Below are 23,624 nucleotides of genomic sequence, written 5' to 3'. Positions count from 1 at the left end.
AGCATGGGAAGACCCAAGGAGTATAAGAAAGCAAGAACATGTAAGCATGCCAATATCGTTACTAAAACTGGTGGAGTATTTACTACACGTGAATGTCCAGAACGAAATATAAATTTATATATAGAGGGAAAGGGGTACATTGTGAATGCTAATCGGTGCACAAAATGTAAAGCCTATAAAGCAAGAACCTAAGATAAATCCTAATGCAGGCACACTAAGATATTTTAATGCTAAAAACAAGCAGAACTTTACCACCGTAGCATTTATAAGTAGGGTTATGAGAGATATTATAGAGCCACTGCATTTAGAAAAAGAAAACAAAAAAATGGCGAATATGTGTGCCACCCTAGCGCATAAGTTGATGATCAATTTAGTTGATGGATTAGATGAAGATGCAAAACGAGAAATCGTAAGGGCTATAGGGCGGTACGACATAGAAATTGTTCAGAAAGGGACTATTGATGATGCGGAAATCCGAGAGCAAGAGGGATACCTAAGTACCTTAGCAGAACATGCCCTACAAGGTAGTTGCCTATCCTGCACAAAGGAAGGGAACGATATAGAGAATTGTGAACTACGGGTAGCCATGATTTATGTGGAGGTACCTGTGTTCGATGAGACGTGTCCTAGTGGGCGATGTCCTTATAAAGTAGAGTGCTAAGAGGAGGGGACGCTATGGATACAAGTTAAAGTTACCGTGGTACTTTTAAATTACTATTGTTATGGACAAGGAGATTAATCATGGAATTAGAAAATACAATGCAACCAGGTGTAGAAGAAAATAAAGTGGAAGAAACCCATACAGAAGAGACACATGCAGAAGAACATAAAGCGGAGGAAGTAGGCAATGTACAACCACCAACAGAAGAACCGCCAACAGTAGAACCACCAAAAGCAGAAGAAACCACAACGGTAGAAGCACATACTGTGGAAGCGGATACTCCGTCACAACCTGTGCTAAACACAGAAAATAAAGAAACAGCACCTACAGCTAATGGGATGTTTATGAAGGTAAAACGTGTACATAAGGATGCCATATTACCTACCTATGGAACGGAAGGAAGTGGCGCATTAGATTTCTATGCAGCAGAAGATGTCACTGTGTGGGAAGAGCGTACGTATAGAATTGGTTTAGGCGTAGCATTAGAGGTGCCAGTAGGATATGTATTGCAATTAGTACCACGTAGCTCTATGGGGGTGGATACACCATTACGTATGCCTAATTCGATGGGGGTTATTGATTCGGATTATCGTGGAGAAGTGGCAGCCATTTATGTCAATGATGAAACCAAAGGCATGATTCCTTACCAAATTAATAAAGGTGACAGAATTGCGCAAGGCTATTTAGTAGCTACACCAAAAATTAATCTTGTTGAAGTAGAAGAATTATCTGATACAGATCGAGGAGATAAAGGATTTGGTTCGACTGGAAAATAAATATAGATAACCACAGGTGTATGAAATTAGAAACAATATCCTGAAATAAACTAAGGCTATAAGGAGGTGATGCAATGCTCATTCGTAAAATAGCTGTAGTTGGTAGCACAAAAACATTTGATTATGTAAAAGAAAATGATACAGGTGGAAAGTCTGTATACTCTATGACGGCACGAGAAGATGGACGAGAGTCATTTTATAACGCTTGGAAAGCATTGGTAAGCATTGTAAATAGTCATATGAGATCAGAACGAGGAGACTATATATTTCTTGGTGTCATGTTGATTGTAAAACGTCTAGAAATCAAATATATGGAAGCGGTTGTTGGTGGAAAAATAACTCAAATACCAAGTGATGTTAGATTTAGCGGAACTGCAATTACAAAAGAATCTAGCCTTAAATACGTTACCGACTGGATAGAACTTGATGAAAAGGAGCTTACACTAGTGAACAAAATGCTCAATGAAACCAAATCATATATACAGGGCAGAAGGGCACAAGAGCAACTCTTTGAAAGCAAATAATCATTGAATAGCGAAAGGGATATGCTAGGATGATAAAACGATGTAAGCGCTGTGAAAAACTCTTTGATGGTTCTGCTAGACAAATCTATTGTACAAACTGTGCTAAGACGAATCGTGCCGTGAAGGAAAGGGCAAGTAGAGTATCGCAACAAAGGGCGTCTGCCTATAATTTACTAAGTGAGGAGCCTTGTGTAGATGTTTATCATGGGCGTATGTCAGAGGAAGAAAGACTTTGCATGCTAGAAAAACAAAAGAAATTTCGTGAAGCAAGGCTTAAGAGTGAATCACCTAGGAGAACCTATGAAGAAAAAGGCAAACTATAAAAATGAGTTGGCACCATGTCCATTTTGTCGGAACCCAGAGGTGCGCACAGTGATTGGCGTAGGCACGGGAGTACGACATAATATGGTGGTATGTGATGTTTGTGGTGCTACCGTATCCTTTGAAGATAAGCCACAGTATTTAGCTACGGCAAAGGCTTGGAATAGTAGATAACAATAAGGTGGTGATTCAATGCATATAAAACTAAAAAAGCAAGTAGAGTGGTATTTGTATCACTACCAAGATATAAAACGTGCTGTTTTACAAGCTAGGTTAGATCCAGTAAAAAAGAAAGCTGGAGGTGGATGGATACAAGACCCTACGGGACAAGAAGCGGTGTCAAATATAACGCCCCTACGAGAGGTGTATATTGTTGACGGTAAGGCAAGAATACATATTGATTATCCAGAACGAGTAGTAGAAGCGGTTGAGTCTTGTGAATGTGAATTAAATGTAGTACTAAGAGAACTATGTGAACGCAAGTATTATGGGAAACAACGGTCTATTAACTGTATGGTTGCAATGGGTTTAACAAGAGATGTATACTATGCAGCAATTAATGAATTGTTGCAAATTATGTCGTTGTACATGGTAGAACATCGAGTGTTAAAAATATCAAAAAAGTAGGCGACAAAATCGAAAAAAAGTGTGATATATTAATAGTATGTGATGGGTATAACCTACATAAGGCGCTCATTACATACTAATAGATACACAAAAAGCCAAGACTTTTAGCACATAGTCTTTAAAGAATGTGCTTTTTTCATGCCAAAGTATTTCAAAACTAGGAGGTGAGGAAGTATGTTAACTGAGCAACGGAAACGATTTGTCAAAGAATATATGGCATTAAAATGCAAAAATATGAGACAGGCAGCAATTAATGCTGGTTATAGTGAAAAATCAGCTCAGCAACAAGCCTCTAATCTTATGAAGGATAATGAAGTGTTGGCATACTTACAAGCCTGTAAGGATGATATGGATAGAGAGTTACGGGAAGCCTTTGTATTTGAAGCAAAAGAAGCGTTTCGAGTGATGTGTAAAATTCTAAAGGATCCTAAGACGAAACCACGAGAAAGAATAACAGTGGCAAAAGACTTTTTAGACAGAGCTGGGTATAAACCTGTGGATAAAACAGAACTAACAGGAAAGGATGGAGGCGCTTTACAATTAGCGATTGGATGGGAGAAACAAGGTGAAGAGGATTAATATCACGATTCCATACACACCAAGGCCCTTATGGAGAGATTTCATACATCCAGCTATAGAATCACATCGTTTTAATGTGATTGTCGCACATCGTAGGTTTGGAAAAACGGTAGCCACTATTAACCATGTGATAAAAATGGCGATACAAAATCATTTGCCGTCACCACAATATGCGTATGTAGCACCATTACGAACGCAAGCTAAGCTAATTGCTTGGTCGTATTTGAAGTTCTACACCAGTGTTATACCAGGTATACGGGTGAATGAAAGTGAATTATATGTCGAGTTACCAACCAAACATAGGAGTCGTGCAGGACCGAGAATTTACATCCGAGGGGCAGATAACCCAGATAGTTTGCGTGGGTTGTATTTAGATGGTGTAGTGCTAGATGAATACGCTCAAATGAAACCCGAAGTGTTCGATGAAATCATTCGTCCAGCCTTATCTGATAGAACAGGGTGGGCTATATTTATAGGAACACCGAAAGGGCAAAATCGGTTCTATGAACTATTTTTAAAAGCACAGAAATTACAAGAAGATTCCAATTCAGGGTGGTATACATGTATGTATACAGTTGATGATAGCCAAATCATACCGAAAGCAGAATTAGAGGCAATGATGGTCGAGATGACAGAGAATGCCATTCGACAGGAGCTATATTGTGATTTCACAGCCAGTGCAGAAAATGTATTGGTTAGTATTGATGATATTAACATGGCCATGAAGCGGACAGTAACACCACGAGATATTCAATACAGTCCGCTTGTGTTAGGGGTAGATATTGCACGTTTTGGTGACGATGCAACCACAATTGCAATACGTAAGGGATTAGTTGCCTATAAGCCACTGCGGTACAAGGGACTAGATAACATGCAAATTGCTAATATTGTGGCTGGGCTTATCCAAGAGCATAAGCCTAGGGCAGTTTTTATAGATGCTGGTCGAGGTGAAGGGGTAATAGACCGTCTACGGCAGATGGGTTACCGTCACATTATCGAAGTACCATTTGGAAGTCAAGCATCAAAATCAGAACGGTTTGTGAATAAACGTGCTGAAATGTGGTACGAAATGGCTCAATGGATAAAGCAAGGAGGAAGTTTGCCAGATGATGGCTCACTGCGAGCTGATCTAGCAACACCAACCTATAGTTTTGATACCAGGGGACGCATTGTACTAGAGAGTAAGGACAAAATTAAGGAGCGATTAGGACATTCTCCAGATAAAGGTGATGCCTTAGCTCTCACATTTGCGTATACAGTGCCACAAGAGGACATGTATGCGCAAGCAGTACCACCAATGGCCAATACAAAATATAATCCATTTGGTTAAGACTAAGGAAAGGAGTGGATAGTATGTGTGGTGGATTTGTAGGAAAATTATTAGGAGTTAAACAGCCAGAGGTGCCAGAGATTAAACCTCCAGCACCATCACCTACAGTAGAAAATAATGAGGTAGATGATGATACGATGGCGAAAGAAAATCAACGTAAAAAACGTGGGTTCTCCTCAACTCGTACAACAGATACATTATTGTCTAGTGCAGGGCGTAATAAATTAGGATAAGGTGATTCTATGAGCTTATTGGCTAGAGCTCCAACAGGAGCGAAATTTAAAGAGCTAGGCAATACAAAAGAAGTCAGTCAAAAGGTAGAGCATCTATTTGATGCACAGCAATCACATGTAAAAGTATGGCGTGAAATTAAGAAATATCAGTTACCTTTCATAGGTAAATTGAATGACAAAAATGGGAAAGCCATTGATTATGATACCAGTCATTTGTTAGATAGCTATGCATCACATTGCAATGATATTTTTGCTAGTGGAGTTATGAGTGGATTAACACCGCCAAGCAGACAATGGTTCAAACTAACATTGGCCAATAGTGGATTACAGGCAAATCATGAAATGTCAGCAGTCTTAGATCAACGACATGAGATCATGCAAGCTATTTTTGGAAAGAGTAACTTCTATATAGGATGTTACCAAGCGTATCAAGAATTAGCCTATGGGCAAGCTGCTATGGGTATATTTAGAGATACACGAACAGGGATCCGTGTAGAACAGTTTACCATTGGCACCTATGCCATGAGTGTAGGTGGTAATGGTATCGTAGATACATTTACTGTGAAGCGGGCTATGACCTTAATGCAGATTGCAGAACAGTTTAGCGTGGAATCTATGCCACCTGGAATGCAGGACTTACTTCGTAATCATACATACAGTGCAGATACATACACTGTATATTGGTTAGTAGAACCTAATCGGGACTATGTAAATGGTAAAATCGGTAAACGGCATATGAAATATCGGAGCTATTATTGGCTAGAAGGGGAAGAAACCTTTTTAGAAGTAGGTGGATTCAACACCTTTCCTGTATGTGTAGCAAGATATCAAGTAGTAGGAAATGAAACCTATGCTGTTGGTGCTGGGTGGTATGCCAATGATGATGTAAAGATGTTACAAACTCTGATGAGTGATAGATTGCGAGCGGTAGAGTTAATGGTAAAACCGCCAATGCAAGTATCCTCTTCGCTAGCGTATAATGTGAACCTGATTCCAGGGGGAATTACAACCACAGATAACCCTAATGATGTGGTAAAGCCCTTGTTTGATGTAAACATGCAATTGGGACCATTGGGTGAAATTGTCATGGAAACACGTGAGAATATTAAGCGATGTTATAATGCAGACCTATTCTTGATGTTAGAACAGCTAGATAGCGGTCAAATGACGGCACGAGAGGTCATGGAGCGAACACAGGAAAAGTTACAACAACTAGGTCCTGTAGTTGAAAGATTACAATACGAGTTTTTAAATAATGTAATTGAACGCACCTACGCTATTCTATCAGATGCGAAAATATTCCCACCAATACCAGAAGAACTAAGGGAAACGTTATCAGATAAGGAAATTAAAGTAGACTTTACGTCTCCATTAGCACAAGCGCAAAAATTGGCAGGATTAACTACTATCGAACAAGCATTTGGTTTTGCCATGAACATGATGCAAGTATATCCAGAGGTGAAAGCAAAAATTAACCCAATAGGACTTGTTAATGAATACTTTAAGTATTTAGGTGCACCTGCTGCGATGTCTTTTAGCGATGAAGAGACACAAGCTAAGATAGAGGCAGAACAGCAAGCTATGATGGCACAACAAGAACAAATGCAACAACAACAGATGTTGGAACAAGCCCCTAATCTAGCGAAAGCGACAAAGGATATGGCGGAAGCAGCGAATACTAATCAATCAGTAGTAGGAAATTGGCTAGGTATGCCAGGATTAGGTGGTGAAGAATGATAGAGTATGGTGTCAAGAAGAAAGATGAACTCATTCGAGAGATTCGACAGATGGAAATTCAGAATCGGGATCGCAAGGGGTTAGAAGCTGTATTGGGTACCGAAGAGGGGCGTTGGTTTCTCATGCGGTTACTAGATACATGCTGTATCATGCAGACTACTTTTACAGGCAATTCCCAATCATTCTTTAATGAAGGAAGACGGTCTGTAGGCATAGATATAGTAAAGAATATTGCTACATTACTTGGTGTAAAAGGTATAGAGCAAAAGCAATTAGCGGAGCTAGAATACATTCAACATCAAGAGCGTATTAATGAATTGATAACAAGAAAGGTGGGAGAGTCAAATGGATAATGAATCCACAAATACAGTGACACAAGAACCAAATACAGAGGTACAAGATACTCATGATAACACAAATAGTACAACGGATACCTCAACACATTCTGCGGACACTGCTAATACGACAGAACAAACTACAGGAGCACCTGATAGATATGACTTTACCAGTTTATTAGGTGAAGGGGAAAGTATTGATGAGCAGAATGCGGAGGCCTTTGGTGAAATTCTTCGTAACATTGGTGTATCTCAAGAAGGTGCGGAGCAAATCGCTAAGTTTGGTATGGGCTATCTACAAACTATGGGAGATGCCTTGCTGAATCATATTGATGGATTACAAGAGGCACAAGCAGAAAGTTGGAAAGAAGAAACTGTAAAGGAATTAGGTTCCAATTTTGATACCACCATTGCTAAAGCAGGAGCGGGTATTGAATACCTAGAAAAAGATATTCCCAATCTGCGAGAGGTGCTCATGGTGAATGGCATTGGGAATAATGTAGCCCTAGTAAAGGCATTTGCTACGATTGGCGATCTAGTAGCAGAAGATGCAGGCCGTTTAAGTGGATATGGCAGCGGATCTGGAGCAGAGTTTTATGACAATACTAATTTTGATGCATATAAGAATAAATAAAGGAGTGATGAATTATGCCAACATTTGGTACAGAAGCATTAACGTTAATGGATTTACATAAACGGTATAAAGGTTCAAAAGATGGAATTGATAGTATTATTGAGGTGTTAAACCAAGCTAATCCTATCATGCAAGATTTACGTTTCAAAGAGGGTAACTTACCTACTGGTAACTTAACAACACAACGCACAGCATTGCCAAACCCTCACGTACGTGCGATTAACCGTGGTGTGCCAAACACCAAATCTAGCACTAGACAAGTAACAGATACGGCCGCAATGCTTGAAGACCGTTCTAGTGTAGATGTAAAGTTGCTTATGTTATCTAATGACCCAATGCGTTTTCGACAAACAGAAGATGCAGCACACATTGAAGGCTTTGGTCAAACCGTGGCAAGTATGTTGTTCTACGGCGATACAGATATCAATGTGGGCGAGTTTAATGGGTTAGCTAAACGATATAATGTGTTATCTACAGATAAGACACACTATGGATACCAAAATGTTAATATGGGTGGTACTGTAGCTGGTAAGTGTGGCTCCGTTTGGATTGTATGTCATGGTGATGATGGTGTCATGGGGATTTATCCTAGAGGATCTAAAGCAGGATTAACTAAAAAAGATTTAGGTGAAACTGATGCGGTTGATTTTGAAGGAAATAAATTCCGAGTAGTAGAAACGTTATTTAGTTGGGATGTAGGGCTTACGGTAGCAGACCCACGCCGTGTAGCGGCTATCCGTAATATTGATGTTAGTCAATTGGCTAGTGCTACAGCATCTCAACGTCAAAAATTTATTGAATCCTTTATTTATGCGAAGGGTCGTCTTCGTAATTTAGATAGTGGACGTATTAAACCAGTGGCATATGTACCACAGGAGATTAAAACAGCATTAGAAATAGCATTAACGGATAAAAACAATATTCATGTAACACGTCAAGAGGTTATGGGTGAAATGCCAAAAATTTATGTAGCAGGTATTGAAGTAAAATCTTGTGATGTACTTCGTACAGATGAAGACCCAATCGCCAATGTATAGGTCAAGGAGGTATTACAATGATTACAGATTTTGAAAACACATTTTTCCCTGGTGAAGAAAGTTATAACTCAACTGGAACTACCATTTACTCTGATGTAGTAGATACTGTTAAAGCAGGTGATGCCTACAATCAGTTATATTTGGCAATGAATAATTTAAAGGGCACATCTGGTCAATTGACGGTGGAATTACAAACGAGTGATTCTGCAACGTCTACATTGTTGAAGAAACGTGTAGCAGGTCAACAACCACTGAATGTAACGATTACCAGTCCAACTGTATTAGGAACGTATAAATTAGATGCCAAAAAGGGATCTAAATTAACGGTCTTATTGCCATACGGATTGAAGCGGTATGTACAATTAAAGGTAACAGCTAGTGCAAGTATCAATTCCAATGTATTATTTGCTGCCTTAACACCAGATATTGATTTACGATAAGATGAACTACAGGGCTACCTTCGGGTAGTCCTTTTCATATATAGAAAGAGGTACAATATGACGGAAACAGACCTCTGTAATATGGCTCTTTCACATATAGGAGAGGGCCTAATTACGAGTTTAGATGATGACAATGAAACAGCACGTATCTGCAATCAATACTATCATCATGCTAGAAGATTAGTTTTGTCTCAATATGTGTGGGGATTTGCAAGACGTGTGGAGCCATTAGCAAACATACAGGTAGAAACTTATACAGGTGGATATAGACACACATATTTATATCCAGAGCACGCTTTACGAATTTATCGAATTATACAAGATACTGAAATACGGAATGGACTGTATACGAGTTACAGTGTAAAAGATATACCTAATTACGAAGTGTTTAACCTAGATAGCAGTACAAAGGCGATTGGAACTAATATGACAAAAGCCTATGTAGATTATATATTTGATGTAAATGATCCCGATATATTTCCACCTATCTTTGTTGAAGCACTTACACGATTCTTGGCAGCAAGTTTAGCACAATCTCTTGTTGGTAATATGGAAATGTATAGATCGCAGTTCCAAATTTATCAAGGGGCCTTACTAGAAGCTAAGAACATAGTTGCATCTGAACGTCAATTTGATTTAGAACTGCCAGTAGGATATATCGAGTCAAGGAGAGCAACATGAGTACAGGCAATATGTATGTAGTACAGCACTCTTTTACAACAGGAGAAATATCACCTGAGATAGAAAACCGAAGTGATTTAGATAAATATAGAAGTGCTGTACTGATGGCAAAAAACTGCATCATACGTCCTTACGGTAGTATTTGCAAACGGAATGGAACAAGATTTATAGGAGAAGCAAAGTATCCAAATCGAAAAGTAAGGCTTGTACGCTTTGTATATCCTGAGCCTATCTTTTTAGAAGTGGGACACTTGTACATTCGTATATGGAAAAACGATAGATATACAGGTATAGAGTTAATAACACCTTATGAAGAATCGATATTGAATGAGTTAGATTTTAATCAGTCAGCAGATACATTCTTTATTTGTAGTGGGTTGCATCCTATCCATATCTTGCAAAGAATTGGTAATCAATGGGAGTTTAAGATATTTGATTTGGTAGCACCACCATTTGAGGATATCAATACGGATAGAACTCATAAACTAAAATATATACGTTCTAGTAATAAGGTCATATCTACTAAGGGGATGTTTAAAGAAGGCATGGTGGGACAAGTTATCAAGCTTAAACATCGCATGCCAGCCGAAATTAAAAAAATGACAGGGAGAGCAGAGTATATTAGTGATCGATATGATGAGGAAGCGGGATATGAAGAGACTGGATATGAATCTATGGATATAGGGGCCTATGCAGATGACACAGATAAAGAGTGGAAAATAGTAACCCATGGAACCTGGAGAGGAACTATTACAATACAAAAAAAGGATAGTACGGAGACTACAGAGTGGGAAAACTATCGTCAATATAGCTCGGATAGAGATTATAATGTTACTGAAACAGGGAGTTTTAATAGAGGTACTCAATTACGTATACAAAGTGAAGTTGATGGTGGTGATGTGGTCATTGATTTTACAATAAAGCCATATGATCAATATGGTATGGTAGTTATTAGTCGATTCATTTCACCTACAGAAGTTGAGGCAAAAGTATTAAAACCTATAGGAAAAGAAACAGAAACATCAGAATGGCAGCTTTCATCATGGGGGAAATCAGTAGGCTATCCTAGAATGAGCACATTTTTCCAAGATAGGCTAGTATTAGGCGGCTCGAAATCAAATCCCTATAAGTTGTGGTTTAGTCGTACAGGTGATTATCCTAATTTTGAAGTGGAAAAAGCAGATGGAAATGTAACAGATGATAGTGCTATTACATTAGGACTTATAAGTCGTGCTGCATTTAATATTGTACATATGATATCAGCACAAGACTTAATTGTACTAACAGATGGTAACGAATGGATTATCAGTGGTTCAGAAGCCATTAAACCATCAAAGGTAGTACCACGTTCACAGACTCAACATGGAGCATCAAACTGTGACCCACAATATATAGGGAATCGTCTAATTTATGTGCAAAAAAGGTCTTCATCGGTACGTGATATGGGATATACTTATGAATCGGATAACTATAATGGGATTGATTTAACATTATTGGCCAAACATTTAGTAAATCAACATAGTTTGTTAGATAGTACGTTTGCCCAACAACCAGATAGCATTTTGTATTATGTACGTGACGATGGTAAGCTAATTGCTTTAACGATCATTAAAGAGCAAGATGTCACTGGCTGGGCTCACCATGAAACAAAAGGTGGAGTATTTGAAACGATTTGTTCTGTAGCAAATGGTAATGAAGATAGTGTATATACAGTAGTGAAGCGGACTGTATCGGGGCAAGAAAAACGATACATTGAACGATTAGATAGTCCAGTAGATAGTAAAGACGTATCTAGTTATACTACGTTAGATTGCTCAGTTACCATCACAAATAATACTCAAACTAGTATACGTGTAGAACATCTCAAAGGAATGGATGTAGTTCTATTACTTAACCATTCTGATGTACACCAGGTGCAAATAGGTCAAGATGGAACAGTAACACTGCCTTACGTAGCCAAAGATATTGTTATCGGTATTCCGATCGAATGTAAAATTGTATTACCACAGGTGTATATGGACATGAAAGACGGAACACTCCAATCTCGGACAGTACGAAATAATAGTATGATATTACGACTTCGAAATAGCCGAGGTGGGAAAGTAGGCGTTACTTTTAATAGAGGAATGGATTTAATCGGTGATGCCAGTCTTATACAAAATGGTAGCACGATGTATACGGGGGATGTAAACATTAATATTCCAACACAAGGAAAAGGCTTTGCTACAGATGCAACTGTATGTATATTACACGATGATCCATTTCCATTTAACCTATTATCTGTTGTACGAGATGTTTCTATCGGAGGAGGTACACTTGCAAGGTACAATAATAAAACGCAGTGGTAAGGCGAATGATAAGCGACTCTTAGGAGACTTGGTAGAGTTAGCGAAACGTCTACGAACAATTGATGTTATAGAATGCATGGCTATGGGAGCAGATAATGCTACTCATGGCCTTTTATTATCCACAGCATGCAGTGCGCAATGGTGGATAGAATACGAATGTATAGCTGGAGTAGAGTCGCCTATATGGGCCTATGGAATAGGAGATGAATACCACACAGGGTTAGGATACTGCATATGGTTTCTAGGGAGTCAAAGATTACAGGAAAGTAAATATTGCCAACGCTATTTCTTAGAGGAAAGTAAACGAATTATTAATGAATGGCAACAGCAAGGATCCTTATGGAATTGTATATCCAAGGATAATAAAGCATCTATACGTTGGTTACGATGGTTAGGCGCTACATTTATAGAAGGAGTCAATTTACCAGAGGGATTTCTATTGTTTACATTGCCAAAGAAAGGAAGTGAATAGTATGTGCATGCATCCTTTGGCTATGCTAGGGATACAAGCGATTAGTGGCATGATGGGGGCTAAGGCAGAAACTAAAGCACAAGTAGCTATGTACGAAAATCAAGCTAAACTAGCAGAATACAATACAAAGATGAGTGAACGAAAAGCAGAGCAAATTGCTGATAATGCAGGACGTGAACAAAAGAAACTAACGGAGAAAATGCGATTAGCATTAGGTCAAAATAGAAATGAAGCGGGTGCATCTAGTCTCATGTCTACGGGATCTGTAAAGGATGTGATGGATAGTAGCCATGATTCGTATGTAGCAGATAGTTTACAACTTTTGCAGAACCAAAGAAACGATGTGGACTCACAAGCATTGCAAACATGGAATTATAAAAATCAGGCAGCTAATGCTTATGCTGGCATACAAAGTGCTAAGCAAGCCGGAAGAATGAAAATGCTAGGCACCTTATTAAGTACTGCTGCCTCAGTACAATCGTATTTAAGCGATTATGGAAAGATAGAGAGCCCAACAAGCACTTCCTATGTGAGTCCTACAAGAACATTTAGCCCAGGGGCAAGTGGCAATGCAAATCCTTATGGTTTTACATCTGCTGATAGTATGTTTAGTAACTTTACTACACCGAAAGGAATTATAAGTAATAAGGCGGTAGGTATGGGAGCAGTTAAGCCTAACTACTTAGAACATATCTCAAGCGTTAAGAATTGGTGGAGATAACTATGAGATTAGAATCATATAATGAGCAAGTTAAACCGAATACAGGTCCTAGTGGTGGACTGCAAGGAAGCGGAAGTATAGAAGCTTATGGTGGACAAATCGCTAGTGGTCTACAAGCCTTTCAAAAAGGGGTGAACGACCTTTATAATGTGCAGTTAAAAAAGATAGATACTGAAATGAAACTGCAACAAATGAATGCGGAAACCGATTATAACAACCGCATTGCTGACCTTATGTACAACGACAAAACAGGACTTGCCTATACGACATTACAAGATGCATCTAATTCCGCAGAGAGATTTCGCCAAGAAGAAGCAAAAATACGTGAGGACATATCTTCAAAGTTACAGTTTAAACGTTCACAGCAAGGCTTTTTACAACATGCAGACCAATCGTGGTTACAGAATAATACAAAAATGGAGAGTCATGAGCGTGAACAAGGTGATAAGTATAGAGATGTATCTGTAGCAAACTTTATTACTAGTTCAGCAAAAGTGGCACAGTTAGGATATACCAAGATGGATATTGTTAAAAGCCAATTAGATAACGTTTATAAAAAGATTGATGAGATATATGGTTATGAAGGTGAAGAAGCTGTTCGTGCTAGAAAAGATAAAGCTACGGAAGAGCTGTTACAAGGCGTATTACATGTAGCGGGCACTGAAAAGAATAATCAAGCAATCGATGGAATTATTGATGTAGCAAAAGATGTGGGAATGATGCCAGAAAAGTATAAAAAGTTTGAAGAAGCAGCGAAAGAGTTTAAGGTGAATGCTGTATTAGAAGATGAAGTTAAGTTAAGGGACGTTCTTGCAAAAAATGGTAATGATGCTAAAAAAGCAGCTTTGTATATGCTTGAAAAAGAAAACCCATTGAGAACAGGTAATATGAGTTTAGATTCATTTTTAAATGCGGTACAAGGTCAAGAAAGTGGAGGAGATCCCACAGCAGTTAATAAGAGTTCTGGTGCATATGGCTTATTTCAAATTATGCCAGAGAATTGGCCAGAATGGTCAAAACAGGCAGGAGTTGGAGATAAAGCAATTACAGACCAAGATGCTTATATGAAAGTGGTACGTCATGTATTAGGTGGATATTTTAATAAATATGGTGCTGAAGGCGCGTTGGTGGCATGGTTCGCAGGAGAACAGAATGCCATACGATGGGTGAATGGAGAACCAGATGCCATCGATGGCAATGGAAATCACTACTCTTGGGATAAAGAGGATAATGGTGGAGGCACATCAATTCGAAATTATGTAAAATCTACACTATCTAGAATTACAAATAGTCACACCATGACAGATGGTGAAAAAGCGGATTTTCTAGCAAAAGCAGAGCAAAGGTTTACACAAATACAAGCTAAAATAAAACGAGAACATGAAGAAGCGGTACGTAAAAAGGTTAAAGAGTTAAGATTAATGGCGCATGAAATGGAAAAAAATGGTAACTCACCAGGTGAGATAGCGAATGCGCTTGAGTCACAAACTAATGATTCACCTGATGTTAAAGTTGCATTGATAAGTACTATAGAAGGCTATAGTAACGAACAAAAAAGAAGAGATGCAGCTGCATTAAGTGCTGGACCAGCTAATGAAGCTATGATAATGGAGGCAATAGATAGAGGTGAAAGTTCTGAATACGTGATGAATTTAATGAAAAACTCAGGGCTATCTTTTAGCAATACTTTTTATAATAAAGTGTATTCTTCATTAGAAGATCGTTCGAAAGGGACAGGAAGATTTAGTGCAGCCGTAGGACAATATAAGTCCGTAGTTCAAGATAGGCTAGGATATTCAAAAAAAGATATGAATGCTTTATGGATAGGGGCTTCTGAAGAAGGAGCTGCATATAGAACACAATATTATTCTGAACACGGAGATTATCCATCAGACTCGGAAATGATCAGCTTTTTAGTAGAGGCTGTACGAAAAAAAGAATATACATATGTAAGAAACTGGGCGCCAGATGTTCATGTCAATATTAGTAGAACTCAAGTAAGAGCCTATAATGGTGATGATCATGAATTAGGTAAAGGTGATGATGGTGGATATTATGTAAACATATTAAAAGATGGAGAAATTATTAGATCTATTGATGTTGATACATGGAAACGAGAACATGGTGACAGTGGAGAGTCGAGTAGCTACGAGGGAGACGAATAATGGCAAACAACCAACGTATAACATCTGAAGATGTCAGAAAAGGTGGTTTCAAAACATATGATAACCCCAAATATGTAAAAGATTTTGGACACGTAGATGATGAAAAAGAAAGAAATATGTCTTTCGGGGATCGTCTAGATAGTTTGTTTGAAAACTCTAATAGCACCTTATCTAAGGCATATAGAAAGATAGCCTATAATGATGCGGACTGGTCACAAGATGCCATAGAGATAGGTAAAACATTGGACATCTCACCGAATGTGCTTATTAATGGTGGACATGATGTCATTGAAAGAGCTCGGGAGATGAGTATTAGAAAAAACACATTACAAGATATGGAAGCGTTTAAAACTGAGTATCCAGAATTTTCTAATATTCAATACAGCAGTGAAGCAGAAGCCATAGAGCTATTAAAGAATACAGAAAATGTTCGTCAAACACGAGGCATATGGGATTCTATCCAACAAGGCATATGGAGTGGTAATGACCAATTATTACTAGCCAAACAAGGTAGAGATTTGGCTTACGAGACAGATCCTAATAAGATTGTAGAAATTAATCATGAGATCGAGCGTTTGCAAAACAACCTTAGTCAATATAGAACAGAAGGAAGTAATTGGATAGAATCCATTACAGGTGCTACAGCGCAACAAGGTGTAATTATGGGGCGACAAATTGCGTCTGCTGCCATGATAGAGGGGACAGCAGGTGCTATATTAGGAGCTAAAGCAGGTGTTATGGCTGGTGGAGCGGGAGCTATTCCAGGGGCTATTAGTGGATTTGGTACTGGGGTTACTTTGGGACTGGGTAGTGAAATTCAAAAAATGTCATTTGGTCAGAAATATTTAGATTTAATCGATAAAAAAGATGCTAATGGTAATCGAATTTATAGTAATGAGGAAGCTAAGATTCGTGCATCGGCATTTTCTCTTCCTGATGCAGCGATTGAAATGGTAGGACTAGGATTGGCTGTAAAAGCAATCAAAGCAGTTAAGCCTGGTGTATCTGTATTGACTAAGATGATAGAAAACCAAAGTAAAACTGCCATTATGAAAGAGGGAGCTATCTCTACAGCTAAAGAATCTTTCAAAGCTGGATTAAAATCTAGTGGTAGTGAGTTACTAGAAGAAGGCTTACAGGATATCAATGATAAGGTACAGACTAATCTGTGGGGCAAACAAGGAGATGTGCATTATAGTTTAGCAGATATCGGTATAGGGTCTATTAATGCCATGATAGATGCAATGCCAGCCGTTGTTGGTCTTGGTGTACTAGGTGGGCTAGGAGGTACAGCACACACTATACATCAGTTTAGAGCCTTTCATAGGTTGAGTCCTGAGCAACAAGATATGGTCGTACAGTCTGATATCAATCAGAGAGGTAATCAAGTAGTTAGTGCGCTAATTAAAGAAAGTCAAGTAAACCCATTGGCACAAAAGAACCCTGAGTTATTTGCTAAAACTATTCAAGCCACAGCAGATAAGCAAGGTATTGGTACGGTATATATTAATGCTCATGAATTAGTAGACACCCAACAGGGGCAAGAAGCGATTCAAAGTTTAATTAATTCTGGCATTGTGACACGTGAGGAAGCTACAAAAGCTATTGAACATGAAGCAGCTTTACCCGTGCCTATTAGTCAATTTGCACAGCTTAATACAGAAATAACAGAGGATACTGTTAAAGCGTTGGAAAAGGCTACTTTTTATACCGAAGGTGGCATGTCTGTAGCAAGTATAGAGCAAGCGGTCAAAGGGGCAAAAGCCTATCAAGAACATTTTGCAGGAGAGCATGCTAAAAAGATGGAAGCCGTAAAGGAAGATATCATGAAGGAGTTCTCAAATCATAGTGATAGAGAAAAAACCCTAGCTGAAATGGTTGTATCAAGTGATCCGTACCATATCAAACAGGTTTTTAATGATATGTATAACCAAATGGAAGAAACCTATCGAGAGACCTATCACGATGAGCATAAGGCATTGGAGTATGATAAAGAAGGTCCTAAACCTCCGTGGTATGATGACCATGTAGCTATGCACCATCGAGCACCTAGCTATAAGGACCGTAGACGGATTGCCTTTGAGCATGGTAAGAAACAACTATCCCAAGAGTATGCTGATGTTATGAGTGATAGTGCTATGAAAACGGCTATGAGTCGATATAACGAAATGGAAGAGGCACTACAAGATTTAGAGGCTATGGATAGTATCAAAGATACTTTGTTCCAAATTGCAGATAGTGATGTCCATGTTCGCTCTAACTTATCTGACGAAGGATACCAAATCTATAAAGACTTAGTAGGAGAATTAAAAAAAGGCAACCCTGCTGTTGCTAGTCAAGCAAAAGAGGGTGCCTTAGTGATGGCAATGCATGCAGATGTCATGGCCAATATTATGAAGAAAGCTGGATACGGTCACTTTACAGCCAAAGATTACATGGAACGTGTTCAAATAGAAGCTAATGCTAAAGAAGTAGCAGGAAGTGGATACGCACAACCTATGAATAAGGATGTGGATGTAGACACTCCAATTAGAATTATCGACGTTACTCCACTCTTTAATAAGAATAATTTGAACCTCGATAAAAAGAGTATCATAGAGCAACTAAAGAATACGTTTAAAGAGGGAAAATTAAGTGCAGATAATAAAGCTGTATTAGGGATCCCTAATAGTCTCAAACGTCGCCATTTATTGTGGAATCAAATTAAAGGAAATCAAATGAAAAAAGCATTTGATATAAGTTTACTTACACTTGATGAACTCGTAAAAAGCAGTATTCTAATAGAATCTGTTAAGAATCAAAAAAAGGATAAAAACACAGAAAAAGGAAAGGTAGAAAACTATCATTATTTTTATGTACCTATGAGAGTTGGTAATTATGTATATACCATGAAAATTGTTGGGGAAGAACAACAAAATGAAATTACACTTAATCCTACTAAGATAGACTTATATTCGATTATACCAACAAAAAAAGAGAGCACCCCTCACTTGCACGATGGCAAGATAAATGGAGCGAGCTCTCTTTTTAATACATTAACTATACGAGATATGCTGAAAGATGTCAAGGATTATGAGGATAATAACTATATTGATGAGGACGGTAATCCTAACTACTATGCACAAAAGACAGATGATACTATGGGTGCTCTTAAGGATAGCCGACCTGAATGGGAAGTAAAACTAGAGCAGGATAGTATTGCCTGGAATTCCGTAATGGATCGCTATAAGGATGGGAATATACCAAACAGAGACGTTAGGCTCATGAGTACACCGATTGTGTTACAAATGTTAGGCTTTTCAGCGCATGATATAGAAATAACACCTTCTGTATTAGCGAAGGTGTTAAAAGGGAAGCATGCAGATTCTATTGATACGGAAGTGTTAAAAGATTTACCTAGAGCCATTGCTAATCCTGTGGCAATTTTTAGAAACTATGATGGAGAAAAACGAGAATACATTGATAATCAAGTTGTTATTGTAGTTGCATTAGAAGATAAAAAAGGGAATAGTATTCAAATTCCATTAATCTTTGACACCTATAAAAATAAGAATAAAGTTCATAGAATCAAATCTATTTTTGGTAGAGAATCTATTGATTGGTATATAACAAATTTAAGAAAGAATGCTCTATTATATTATGATAAAAAAAGACCAACTTATCGGGCAACGGGGCAATATGGGGCCCCAACCAGGACAAGTTGGTCTATTTATGACTCAAGTGTACAACAGGATACAGAAAATAGCAAGGGAAATTTTGAAGATTATGAACAAAAAAAGACCAATCTATCGGACAACGGGGCAAGATACGCCCCAATCTCGTTAGATTGGTCTAATATAGTCCTTATTATAGAACAACATTTACAAAAAAGCAATGAAAAAGTGTTGACTAGTGAAGATTTAGATAAGGCACGTGCAGCGCAACAAGATAGATATTATCAAGCTGAGGAAAGTTCGAAATACAGAGGATTAACCACAGTGTATCCAGAAGAACTTGGTAGTAAAAGGCTCATACAATTATTCGATGCCGCTAATTTTTCTACCTTTATTCATGAAAGTGGTCATCTCTTTTTAGAAGACTTGCGTATGCTTGCTACAATGGATGGTGCTCCTAAACAAGTGGTAGAAGATTGGAATACCATTAAAGAGTGGAGTGGCTGGTCAGATACAGAAGGCGCTAATAATACGGCTGCACATGAGAAGTTTGCTACAGGATTTGAGGCCTATGTTCGTGAAGGAAAAGCACCAACCAAAGTATTGGAACGTATATTCCGTCGTTTTAAAGAATGGCTCAGTGCTTTATATAAAAGTGTAACACTTCTAGGAGGATTACCACCTAAAGAGGTGCAAGATGTCATGGCACGTATGCTTGCAACGGAAGAGGATATCAATTCCTATATCACACAGCAGGGATTAGATAGCTTTGAAAGAACGGGGCTATATCAATCTTTCACAGAAGAAAAGCAAGTAGAATGGCAAGAAAAACTCGATCGCATTCGAGAAAAAGCAAAAGAAAAAGTGCTTACTACGTATATGAAAGAATTGTCCGATACAAAACTAGAAGAGTTTGAAGCATCTATTCCAGAACTAGAAGAAATGTTGCAGCGACAATTAGTAGAACAATATCCAGTGTATCAAGCAAGAGTACGTTTTGATGCATTTGGTGTAGCTGGATTAGAAGGGACACCTTACCATAGCAAGCAGGATCTTATAGACGGGGAAGTTAACGATGGTATAGGATCTATGAAGGAAGTGGTGGCCAAGGAGATACAATCTAAGCGTGATGAAGTAGAGAGATTTACACATGATTATGAAGCGGTTAAAAGGATGGCAGAAGAGTATTTGCTTACCACAGAGGGAATGCAACGAATTACTACCTATGAAGCGGAAGCTATTCGGAAAGATACAAATAAAGCAGTAGCAAAACATTTTGAGCTTATTAGCGCTTTAGGAGATATCGATGTGAATGATCCATCATCTATTGAACGTGTAGCATCTGCTATAGAGGATGATAAAGTACAAAAGAAAGTTCGGAAATTACAAGAAAAAGATTCAGCACAGCAGAGTGAAGAAATAAAAAAACTGCAAGAAGAATTACAAACAGGGATTAGTAATATGCGAGCTTTGCGAGGGTTATCCTTATGGAGTACAGAAGATATGATGGAGAAAGCCCATAATGCCTTGCGAACTATGACAATCCCACAGGCTACTTCATTTAAAACGTACCAAAATAAAAGTGCTAGCTCTGCAAGAAAGGCAGATATTGCTATTTCAAAAGGGCAAATGGATGAAGCCTTTCATCATAAGCAACAGCAGTTATATTATCAAGCTATGGCACGTGCAGCCTATGATAATTTACGTGAGGTGGAAACATTAGAAAGGGATTTAAAGAAAAAGTACCAAAGCATTTCACGACCGAAATCACCGAAACGGATTCACTCTTCTGCTAGATACTTTATTCAACATATGATGTATCAATTAAACTTAGTCAATCGTGATGGCATAGAACCATCTAAAGGGTTTACTATTGGAGACGTACTATTGTTGCTAGATCCTGATGCAGAGTTCCAGGATAAAGCGGAAACCAAGATGACGTTAGACCCATGGATTATGGAGCTATTAGAAAAGCCAAAATCATGGAAACAGTTAACGTTTGACCAATTACTAGATATGGGGCAATTACTAAAAGCAGTTTACACACAAGGGGCACAACAGTATGAAGGTGTAAGTATCCTAAATGAACAAGGCGAAAGTATCTCTTTTGAAGATGCAGGAGCAGAACTCATCATTGAAGGCAGTAAGCGATTACAATCAAATACTAAGGATTTACTAACCCAAGCCAATCAACAAGGATTCTTTGGACGGTTACAAGATACATTCTCAGGGTATATGTTAAGCCTAGTAAAAGTAGAAACTATACTTCGTCGGTACGATGATGATAAGGCTGGTGTATGGAATCGTTATATCTATGAACCAATTAATAGAGCCACTGTAAAAGGTAAGGAAATGTTAGAAGAGGCCACTCGTAATTTACAACAAGTGATGAAGGTGTACGAGAAAAAAGAGCTATTTCATATTAGAACAGAACGTATGTATAACATTGGCACCGTGTATAGTATGACGAAAGAGCAGGTATTAGCCTTGGCTTTAAACTGGGGGACAAAAAATAATCGGCAACGTGTTATTGAAACGGTAGGGTTAAGTGACCAGGAAGAAGCAGAAGTTCTAATAGACAAAGCTTTTAGTGAGTTCTTGGATGATAAAGATTGGGATTTTGTGGAGAAAACATGGGAACTTATCAATTCTTATTATGCGGAACGTAGCGCTGTTCAAGAGCGATTATATGGTTCACCTATGCACAAAGAAAGAGGAGTGACTTTCACTATTAATGGACGCAAGATTCGTGGACAATATTATCCTATCGTATATGATCCGACTGTAGATGGTGCTGCTAAAGATTACGAAGTAGAAGATATTATAAAATCACAAATGTCATCTAGCGCTGTATGGGGTATGGGCATGAGTGCTACCAAAGGTCGTGTACAGTTAGTGAAGGGGAAAAAGTTGCTACTATCCTTTGATGTGATTCCACGTGCTATTGATGAAGCAATTAACCATATTAGTATGCGTGAAGCAGCTACGGATGTGAATCGTTTATTAAATAATCGGGCACTCAGTGACTATATTGTTCGCACTACAGGTGTAGAAACATTACAAATGTTGAAGACCTGGGTACGAGATAACTGGCAGAGTGAGATTAGTAAATCTTCAAGATTAGATAGAGTATTACAAGATTTAAGACGAAACACCTCTATGGCTATTATGTCCTATAGGACAAGTACAGCTTTACTTAATATACTGAATGTAATTCCGATGACCAAAGAAATTGGCTTACTAAATACAGTCCGAGCCATTACAGAGTTTATGGGATACCCTTTATCTGATAGGTATGTATCAAACCGAAAATTCGTTATGGAACGAAGTATCTTTTTACGTGAGCGCATACATACACTAGATCATGATTTACATGAAGGTTTGGGTATTGGCGGTAAAGGTATGACATTCTTTCCTAATAGTGACATTGGACGAAGAATATCTGAAACCAAGCACATGACAAAAGAGGTACGAGATACGATTAGTCGGTATGGATATGTATTTATCACGGAAACAGATTTAATGCTGTCTATGCCGTTATGGAAATTTGCGTATGAACAGAAAGTAGCAGAGTTATTGCCTAAGGGACTGGATCAAGAATATATTGAAGCGGAAGCTATTTCAGCTGCGGATAGACAGGTTCGTAGAGTGTTTGGTTCAGGGGATACGAAAGACTCTGTAGAGTTACAACGAAAGAAAAATAGCCTAGTAGCTCTTTTTACACCGTTTTATACGTATGCCAATACAGTTTTAAATGCATTGGTAGAAGGTGGTTATGCAGCTGTGGACAAACAAGACTATATGAAACTCTTTAACCACATCTTATTCTGGGTAGTATTACAGAATATGTCAGAGGCTTTGTTACGGTCTACCTGGTCTGGTGATGACGATGATGTAGAAAGTCTTTTGAAAAAAATGTTATCGTCAGTGGTTACAGGATCGTTTGTAGGATTACCGATACTACGAGATGGAGTTTCCTTGGCTATGGATATGGCTATGGGAAAACCGAGTATGAGCAAAGGAAATGAAACTGTTGCACTTAGTCTAATGCCAAAATTATTAGAGTTGTATAGAAATGTGAAAAGCAGTAAAAAATCTTGGATTGATGTGATGCGGTCAACAAGCCAGGTGAGCAATCGACTCACAGGGTTTAGTGATACCTTTACCGATGGTTTTTGGACACTGGCAAAATGGTCATTTTCTAATACAGAAGCTACACTAAGGGATTTAATCACTGCCATTGCATTTGATAAGAATCTTCGAAGTCGTGAGGAAAAAAGAAAATAGTAATTAGGAGCTATCTATCGTGGGTAGCTCCTTTTATATTCAAAGGTACAGTAGAAAGGAGAC

General features: G+C 38.3%; 21 protein-coding genes. All 21 read left to right on the top strand.

What is annotated here, in order from left to right; genetic code table 11:
* Positions 1–3: 3 nt before the first annotated feature.
* The 21 genes from EO111_RS02965 to EO111_RS02865 all read left to right on the top strand — a co-directional run bounded on the left by EO111_RS02965 (position 4) and on the right by EO111_RS02865 (position 23,561).
* Positions 4–192: a hypothetical protein gene (locus EO111_RS02965; protein WP_127010655.1), complete on the top strand. Its 189-nt coding sequence runs from the start codon at positions 4–6 to the stop codon at positions 190–192.
* Between the two features lie 85 nt (positions 193–277).
* The gene (locus EO111_RS02960; RefSeq protein ID WP_127010654.1) at positions 278–661 is read left to right on the top strand and encodes a DUF5651 domain-containing protein; all 384 of its coding nucleotides are present in this window, start codon (positions 278–280) and stop codon (positions 659–661) included.
* 80 nt (positions 662–741) lie between these two features.
* Complete coding sequence (dut, locus tag EO111_RS08340) at positions 742–1,437, top strand: dUTP diphosphatase (RefSeq protein ID WP_206168934.1); 696 nt, start codon at positions 742–744, stop codon at positions 1,435–1,437.
* A 74-nt stretch (positions 1,438–1,511) separates the two neighbouring features.
* The gene (locus EO111_RS02950) at positions 1,512–1,961 is read left to right on the top strand and encodes a hypothetical protein (protein ID WP_127010652.1); all 450 of its coding nucleotides are present in this window, start codon (positions 1,512–1,514) and stop codon (positions 1,959–1,961) included.
* A gap of 29 nt (positions 1,962–1,990) precedes the next feature.
* Positions 1,991–2,284, top strand: coding sequence for a hypothetical protein (locus EO111_RS02945; RefSeq protein ID WP_127010650.1), 294 nt, complete (start codon positions 1,991–1,993; stop codon positions 2,282–2,284).
* Entirely contained in the window at positions 2,262–2,456 is a 195-nt protein-coding gene (locus EO111_RS02940; RefSeq protein ID WP_127010648.1) for a Lar family restriction alleviation protein, read from the top strand. The genes EO111_RS02945 and EO111_RS02940 overlap by 23 nt, the downstream gene beginning before the upstream one ends.
* Positions 2,457–2,474: 18 nt before the next feature.
* Positions 2,475–2,909 carry a hypothetical protein gene (locus EO111_RS02935; protein WP_127010646.1) on the top strand — a complete coding sequence of 145 codons (435 nt, stop codon included), beginning with the start codon at positions 2,475–2,477 and terminating at the stop codon, positions 2,907–2,909.
* Positions 2,910–3,083: 174 nt separating this feature from the next.
* Complete coding sequence (locus tag EO111_RS02930) at positions 3,084–3,488, top strand: terminase small subunit (protein ID WP_127010644.1); 405 nt, start codon at positions 3,084–3,086, stop codon at positions 3,486–3,488.
* Complete coding sequence (locus EO111_RS02925) at positions 3,475–4,818, top strand: hypothetical protein (RefSeq protein ID WP_127010642.1); 1,344 nt, start codon at positions 3,475–3,477, stop codon at positions 4,816–4,818. The genes EO111_RS02930 and EO111_RS02925 overlap by 14 nt, the downstream gene beginning before the upstream one ends.
* A 23-nt stretch (positions 4,819–4,841) precedes the next feature.
* A complete protein-coding gene (locus EO111_RS02920; RefSeq protein ID WP_127010640.1) occupies positions 4,842–5,051 on the top strand; it encodes a hypothetical protein in 210 nt (69 codons plus the stop codon).
* 9 nt (positions 5,052–5,060) lie between these two features.
* Positions 5,061–6,788, top strand: a complete 1,728-nt coding sequence (locus EO111_RS02915) for a portal protein (protein WP_127010638.1) — start codon at positions 5,061–5,063, stop codon at positions 6,786–6,788.
* Positions 6,785–7,141, top strand: a complete 357-nt coding sequence (locus EO111_RS02910; protein WP_127010636.1) for a hypothetical protein — start codon at positions 6,785–6,787, stop codon at positions 7,139–7,141. Before EO111_RS02915 ends, EO111_RS02910 begins: the two co-directional genes overlap by 4 nt.
* On the top strand, positions 7,134–7,757 hold the full coding sequence (locus EO111_RS02905; protein WP_127010634.1) for a hypothetical protein: 624 nt from the start codon (positions 7,134–7,136) through the stop codon (positions 7,755–7,757). Before EO111_RS02910 ends, EO111_RS02905 begins: the two co-directional genes overlap by 8 nt.
* A 14-nt stretch (positions 7,758–7,771) precedes the next feature.
* The gene (locus EO111_RS02900; RefSeq protein WP_127010632.1) at positions 7,772–8,794 is read left to right on the top strand and encodes a major capsid protein; all 1,023 of its coding nucleotides are present in this window, start codon (positions 7,772–7,774) and stop codon (positions 8,792–8,794) included.
* Positions 8,795–8,811: 17 nt separating this feature from the next.
* Positions 8,812–9,234, top strand: coding sequence for a hypothetical protein (locus EO111_RS02895; protein WP_127010630.1), 423 nt, complete (start codon positions 8,812–8,814; stop codon positions 9,232–9,234).
* 57 nt (positions 9,235–9,291) lie between these two features.
* Positions 9,292–9,915 carry a hypothetical protein gene (locus EO111_RS02890; RefSeq protein WP_127010628.1) on the top strand — a complete coding sequence of 208 codons (624 nt, stop codon included), beginning with the start codon at positions 9,292–9,294 and terminating at the stop codon, positions 9,913–9,915.
* Positions 9,912–12,263 carry a hypothetical protein gene (locus tag EO111_RS02885; protein WP_127010626.1) on the top strand — a complete coding sequence of 784 codons (2,352 nt, stop codon included), beginning with the start codon at positions 9,912–9,914 and terminating at the stop codon, positions 12,261–12,263. The genes EO111_RS02890 and EO111_RS02885 overlap by 4 nt, the downstream gene beginning before the upstream one ends.
* Entirely contained in the window at positions 12,232–12,735 is a 504-nt protein-coding gene (locus EO111_RS02880; protein ID WP_164727597.1) for a phage protein Gp13 family protein, read from the top strand. Before EO111_RS02885 ends, EO111_RS02880 begins: the two co-directional genes overlap by 32 nt.
* Position 12,736: 1 nt before the next feature.
* Positions 12,737–13,456: a hypothetical protein gene (locus EO111_RS02875; RefSeq protein ID WP_164727596.1), complete on the top strand. Its 720-nt coding sequence runs from the start codon at positions 12,737–12,739 to the stop codon at positions 13,454–13,456.
* Between the two features lie 2 nt (positions 13,457–13,458).
* The gene (locus EO111_RS02870) at positions 13,459–15,621 is read left to right on the top strand and encodes a lytic transglycosylase domain-containing protein (protein ID WP_127010620.1); all 2,163 of its coding nucleotides are present in this window, start codon (positions 13,459–13,461) and stop codon (positions 15,619–15,621) included.
* Positions 15,621–23,561 carry a hypothetical protein gene (locus EO111_RS02865; protein ID WP_127010618.1) on the top strand — a complete coding sequence of 2,647 codons (7,941 nt, stop codon included), beginning with the start codon at positions 15,621–15,623 and terminating at the stop codon, positions 23,559–23,561. The genes EO111_RS02870 and EO111_RS02865 overlap by 1 nt, the downstream gene beginning before the upstream one ends.
* The last annotated feature ends 63 nt before the right edge of the window (positions 23,562–23,624 follow it).

Source organism: Veillonella sp. CHU594 (assembly GCF_003992265.1).
Taxonomy (GTDB): domain Bacteria; phylum Bacillota; class Negativicutes; order Veillonellales; family Veillonellaceae; genus F0422.
The sequence above is the reverse complement of the archived record's forward strand: the minus strand, read 5'-3'. Positions and strand labels throughout refer to the sequence as shown.

What these genes read in the sequence shown, in the direction of transcription:
- EO111_RS02950 (WP_127010652.1), top strand. Translation starts at nt 1,512, where the DNA reads ATGCTCATTCGTAAAATAGCTGTAGTTGGTAGCACAAAAACATTTGAT.
- EO111_RS02945 (WP_127010650.1), top strand. Translation starts at nt 1,991, where the DNA reads ATGATAAAACGATGTAAGCGCTGTGAAAAACTCTTTGATGGTTCTGCT.
- EO111_RS02900 (WP_127010632.1), top strand. Translation starts at nt 7,772, where the DNA reads ATGCCAACATTTGGTACAGAAGCATTAACGTTAATGGATTTACATAAA.
- EO111_RS02885 (WP_127010626.1), top strand. Translation starts at nt 9,912, where the DNA reads ATGAGTACAGGCAATATGTATGTAGTACAGCACTCTTTTACAACAGGA.
- EO111_RS02965 (WP_127010655.1), top strand. Translation starts at nt 4, where the DNA reads ATGGGAAGACCCAAGGAGTATAAGAAAGCAAGAACATGTAAGCATGCC.
- EO111_RS02895 (WP_127010630.1), top strand. Translation starts at nt 8,812, where the DNA reads ATGATTACAGATTTTGAAAACACATTTTTCCCTGGTGAAGAAAGTTAT.
- EO111_RS02920 (WP_127010640.1), top strand. Translation starts at nt 4,842, where the DNA reads ATGTGTGGTGGATTTGTAGGAAAATTATTAGGAGTTAAACAGCCAGAG.
- EO111_RS02915 (WP_127010638.1), top strand. Translation starts at nt 5,061, where the DNA reads ATGAGCTTATTGGCTAGAGCTCCAACAGGAGCGAAATTTAAAGAGCTA.
- EO111_RS02870 (WP_127010620.1), top strand. Translation starts at nt 13,459, where the DNA reads ATGAGATTAGAATCATATAATGAGCAAGTTAAACCGAATACAGGTCCT.
- EO111_RS02865 (WP_127010618.1), top strand. Translation starts at nt 15,621, where the DNA reads ATGGCAAACAACCAACGTATAACATCTGAAGATGTCAGAAAAGGTGGT.
- EO111_RS02905 (WP_127010634.1), top strand. Translation starts at nt 7,134, where the DNA reads ATGGATAATGAATCCACAAATACAGTGACACAAGAACCAAATACAGAG.
- EO111_RS02960 (WP_127010654.1), top strand. Translation starts at nt 278, where the DNA reads ATGAGAGATATTATAGAGCCACTGCATTTAGAAAAAGAAAACAAAAAA.
- EO111_RS02930 (WP_127010644.1), top strand. Translation starts at nt 3,084, where the DNA reads ATGTTAACTGAGCAACGGAAACGATTTGTCAAAGAATATATGGCATTA.
- EO111_RS02910 (WP_127010636.1), top strand. Translation starts at nt 6,785, where the DNA reads ATGATAGAGTATGGTGTCAAGAAGAAAGATGAACTCATTCGAGAGATT.
- EO111_RS02875 (WP_164727596.1), top strand. Translation starts at nt 12,737, where the DNA reads ATGTGCATGCATCCTTTGGCTATGCTAGGGATACAAGCGATTAGTGGC.
- EO111_RS02890 (WP_127010628.1), top strand. Translation starts at nt 9,292, where the DNA reads ATGACGGAAACAGACCTCTGTAATATGGCTCTTTCACATATAGGAGAG.
- EO111_RS02935 (WP_127010646.1), top strand. Translation starts at nt 2,475, where the DNA reads ATGCATATAAAACTAAAAAAGCAAGTAGAGTGGTATTTGTATCACTAC.
- dut (WP_206168934.1), top strand. Translation starts at nt 742, where the DNA reads ATGGAATTAGAAAATACAATGCAACCAGGTGTAGAAGAAAATAAAGTG.
- EO111_RS02940 (WP_127010648.1), top strand. Translation starts at nt 2,262, where the DNA reads ATGAAGAAAAAGGCAAACTATAAAAATGAGTTGGCACCATGTCCATTT.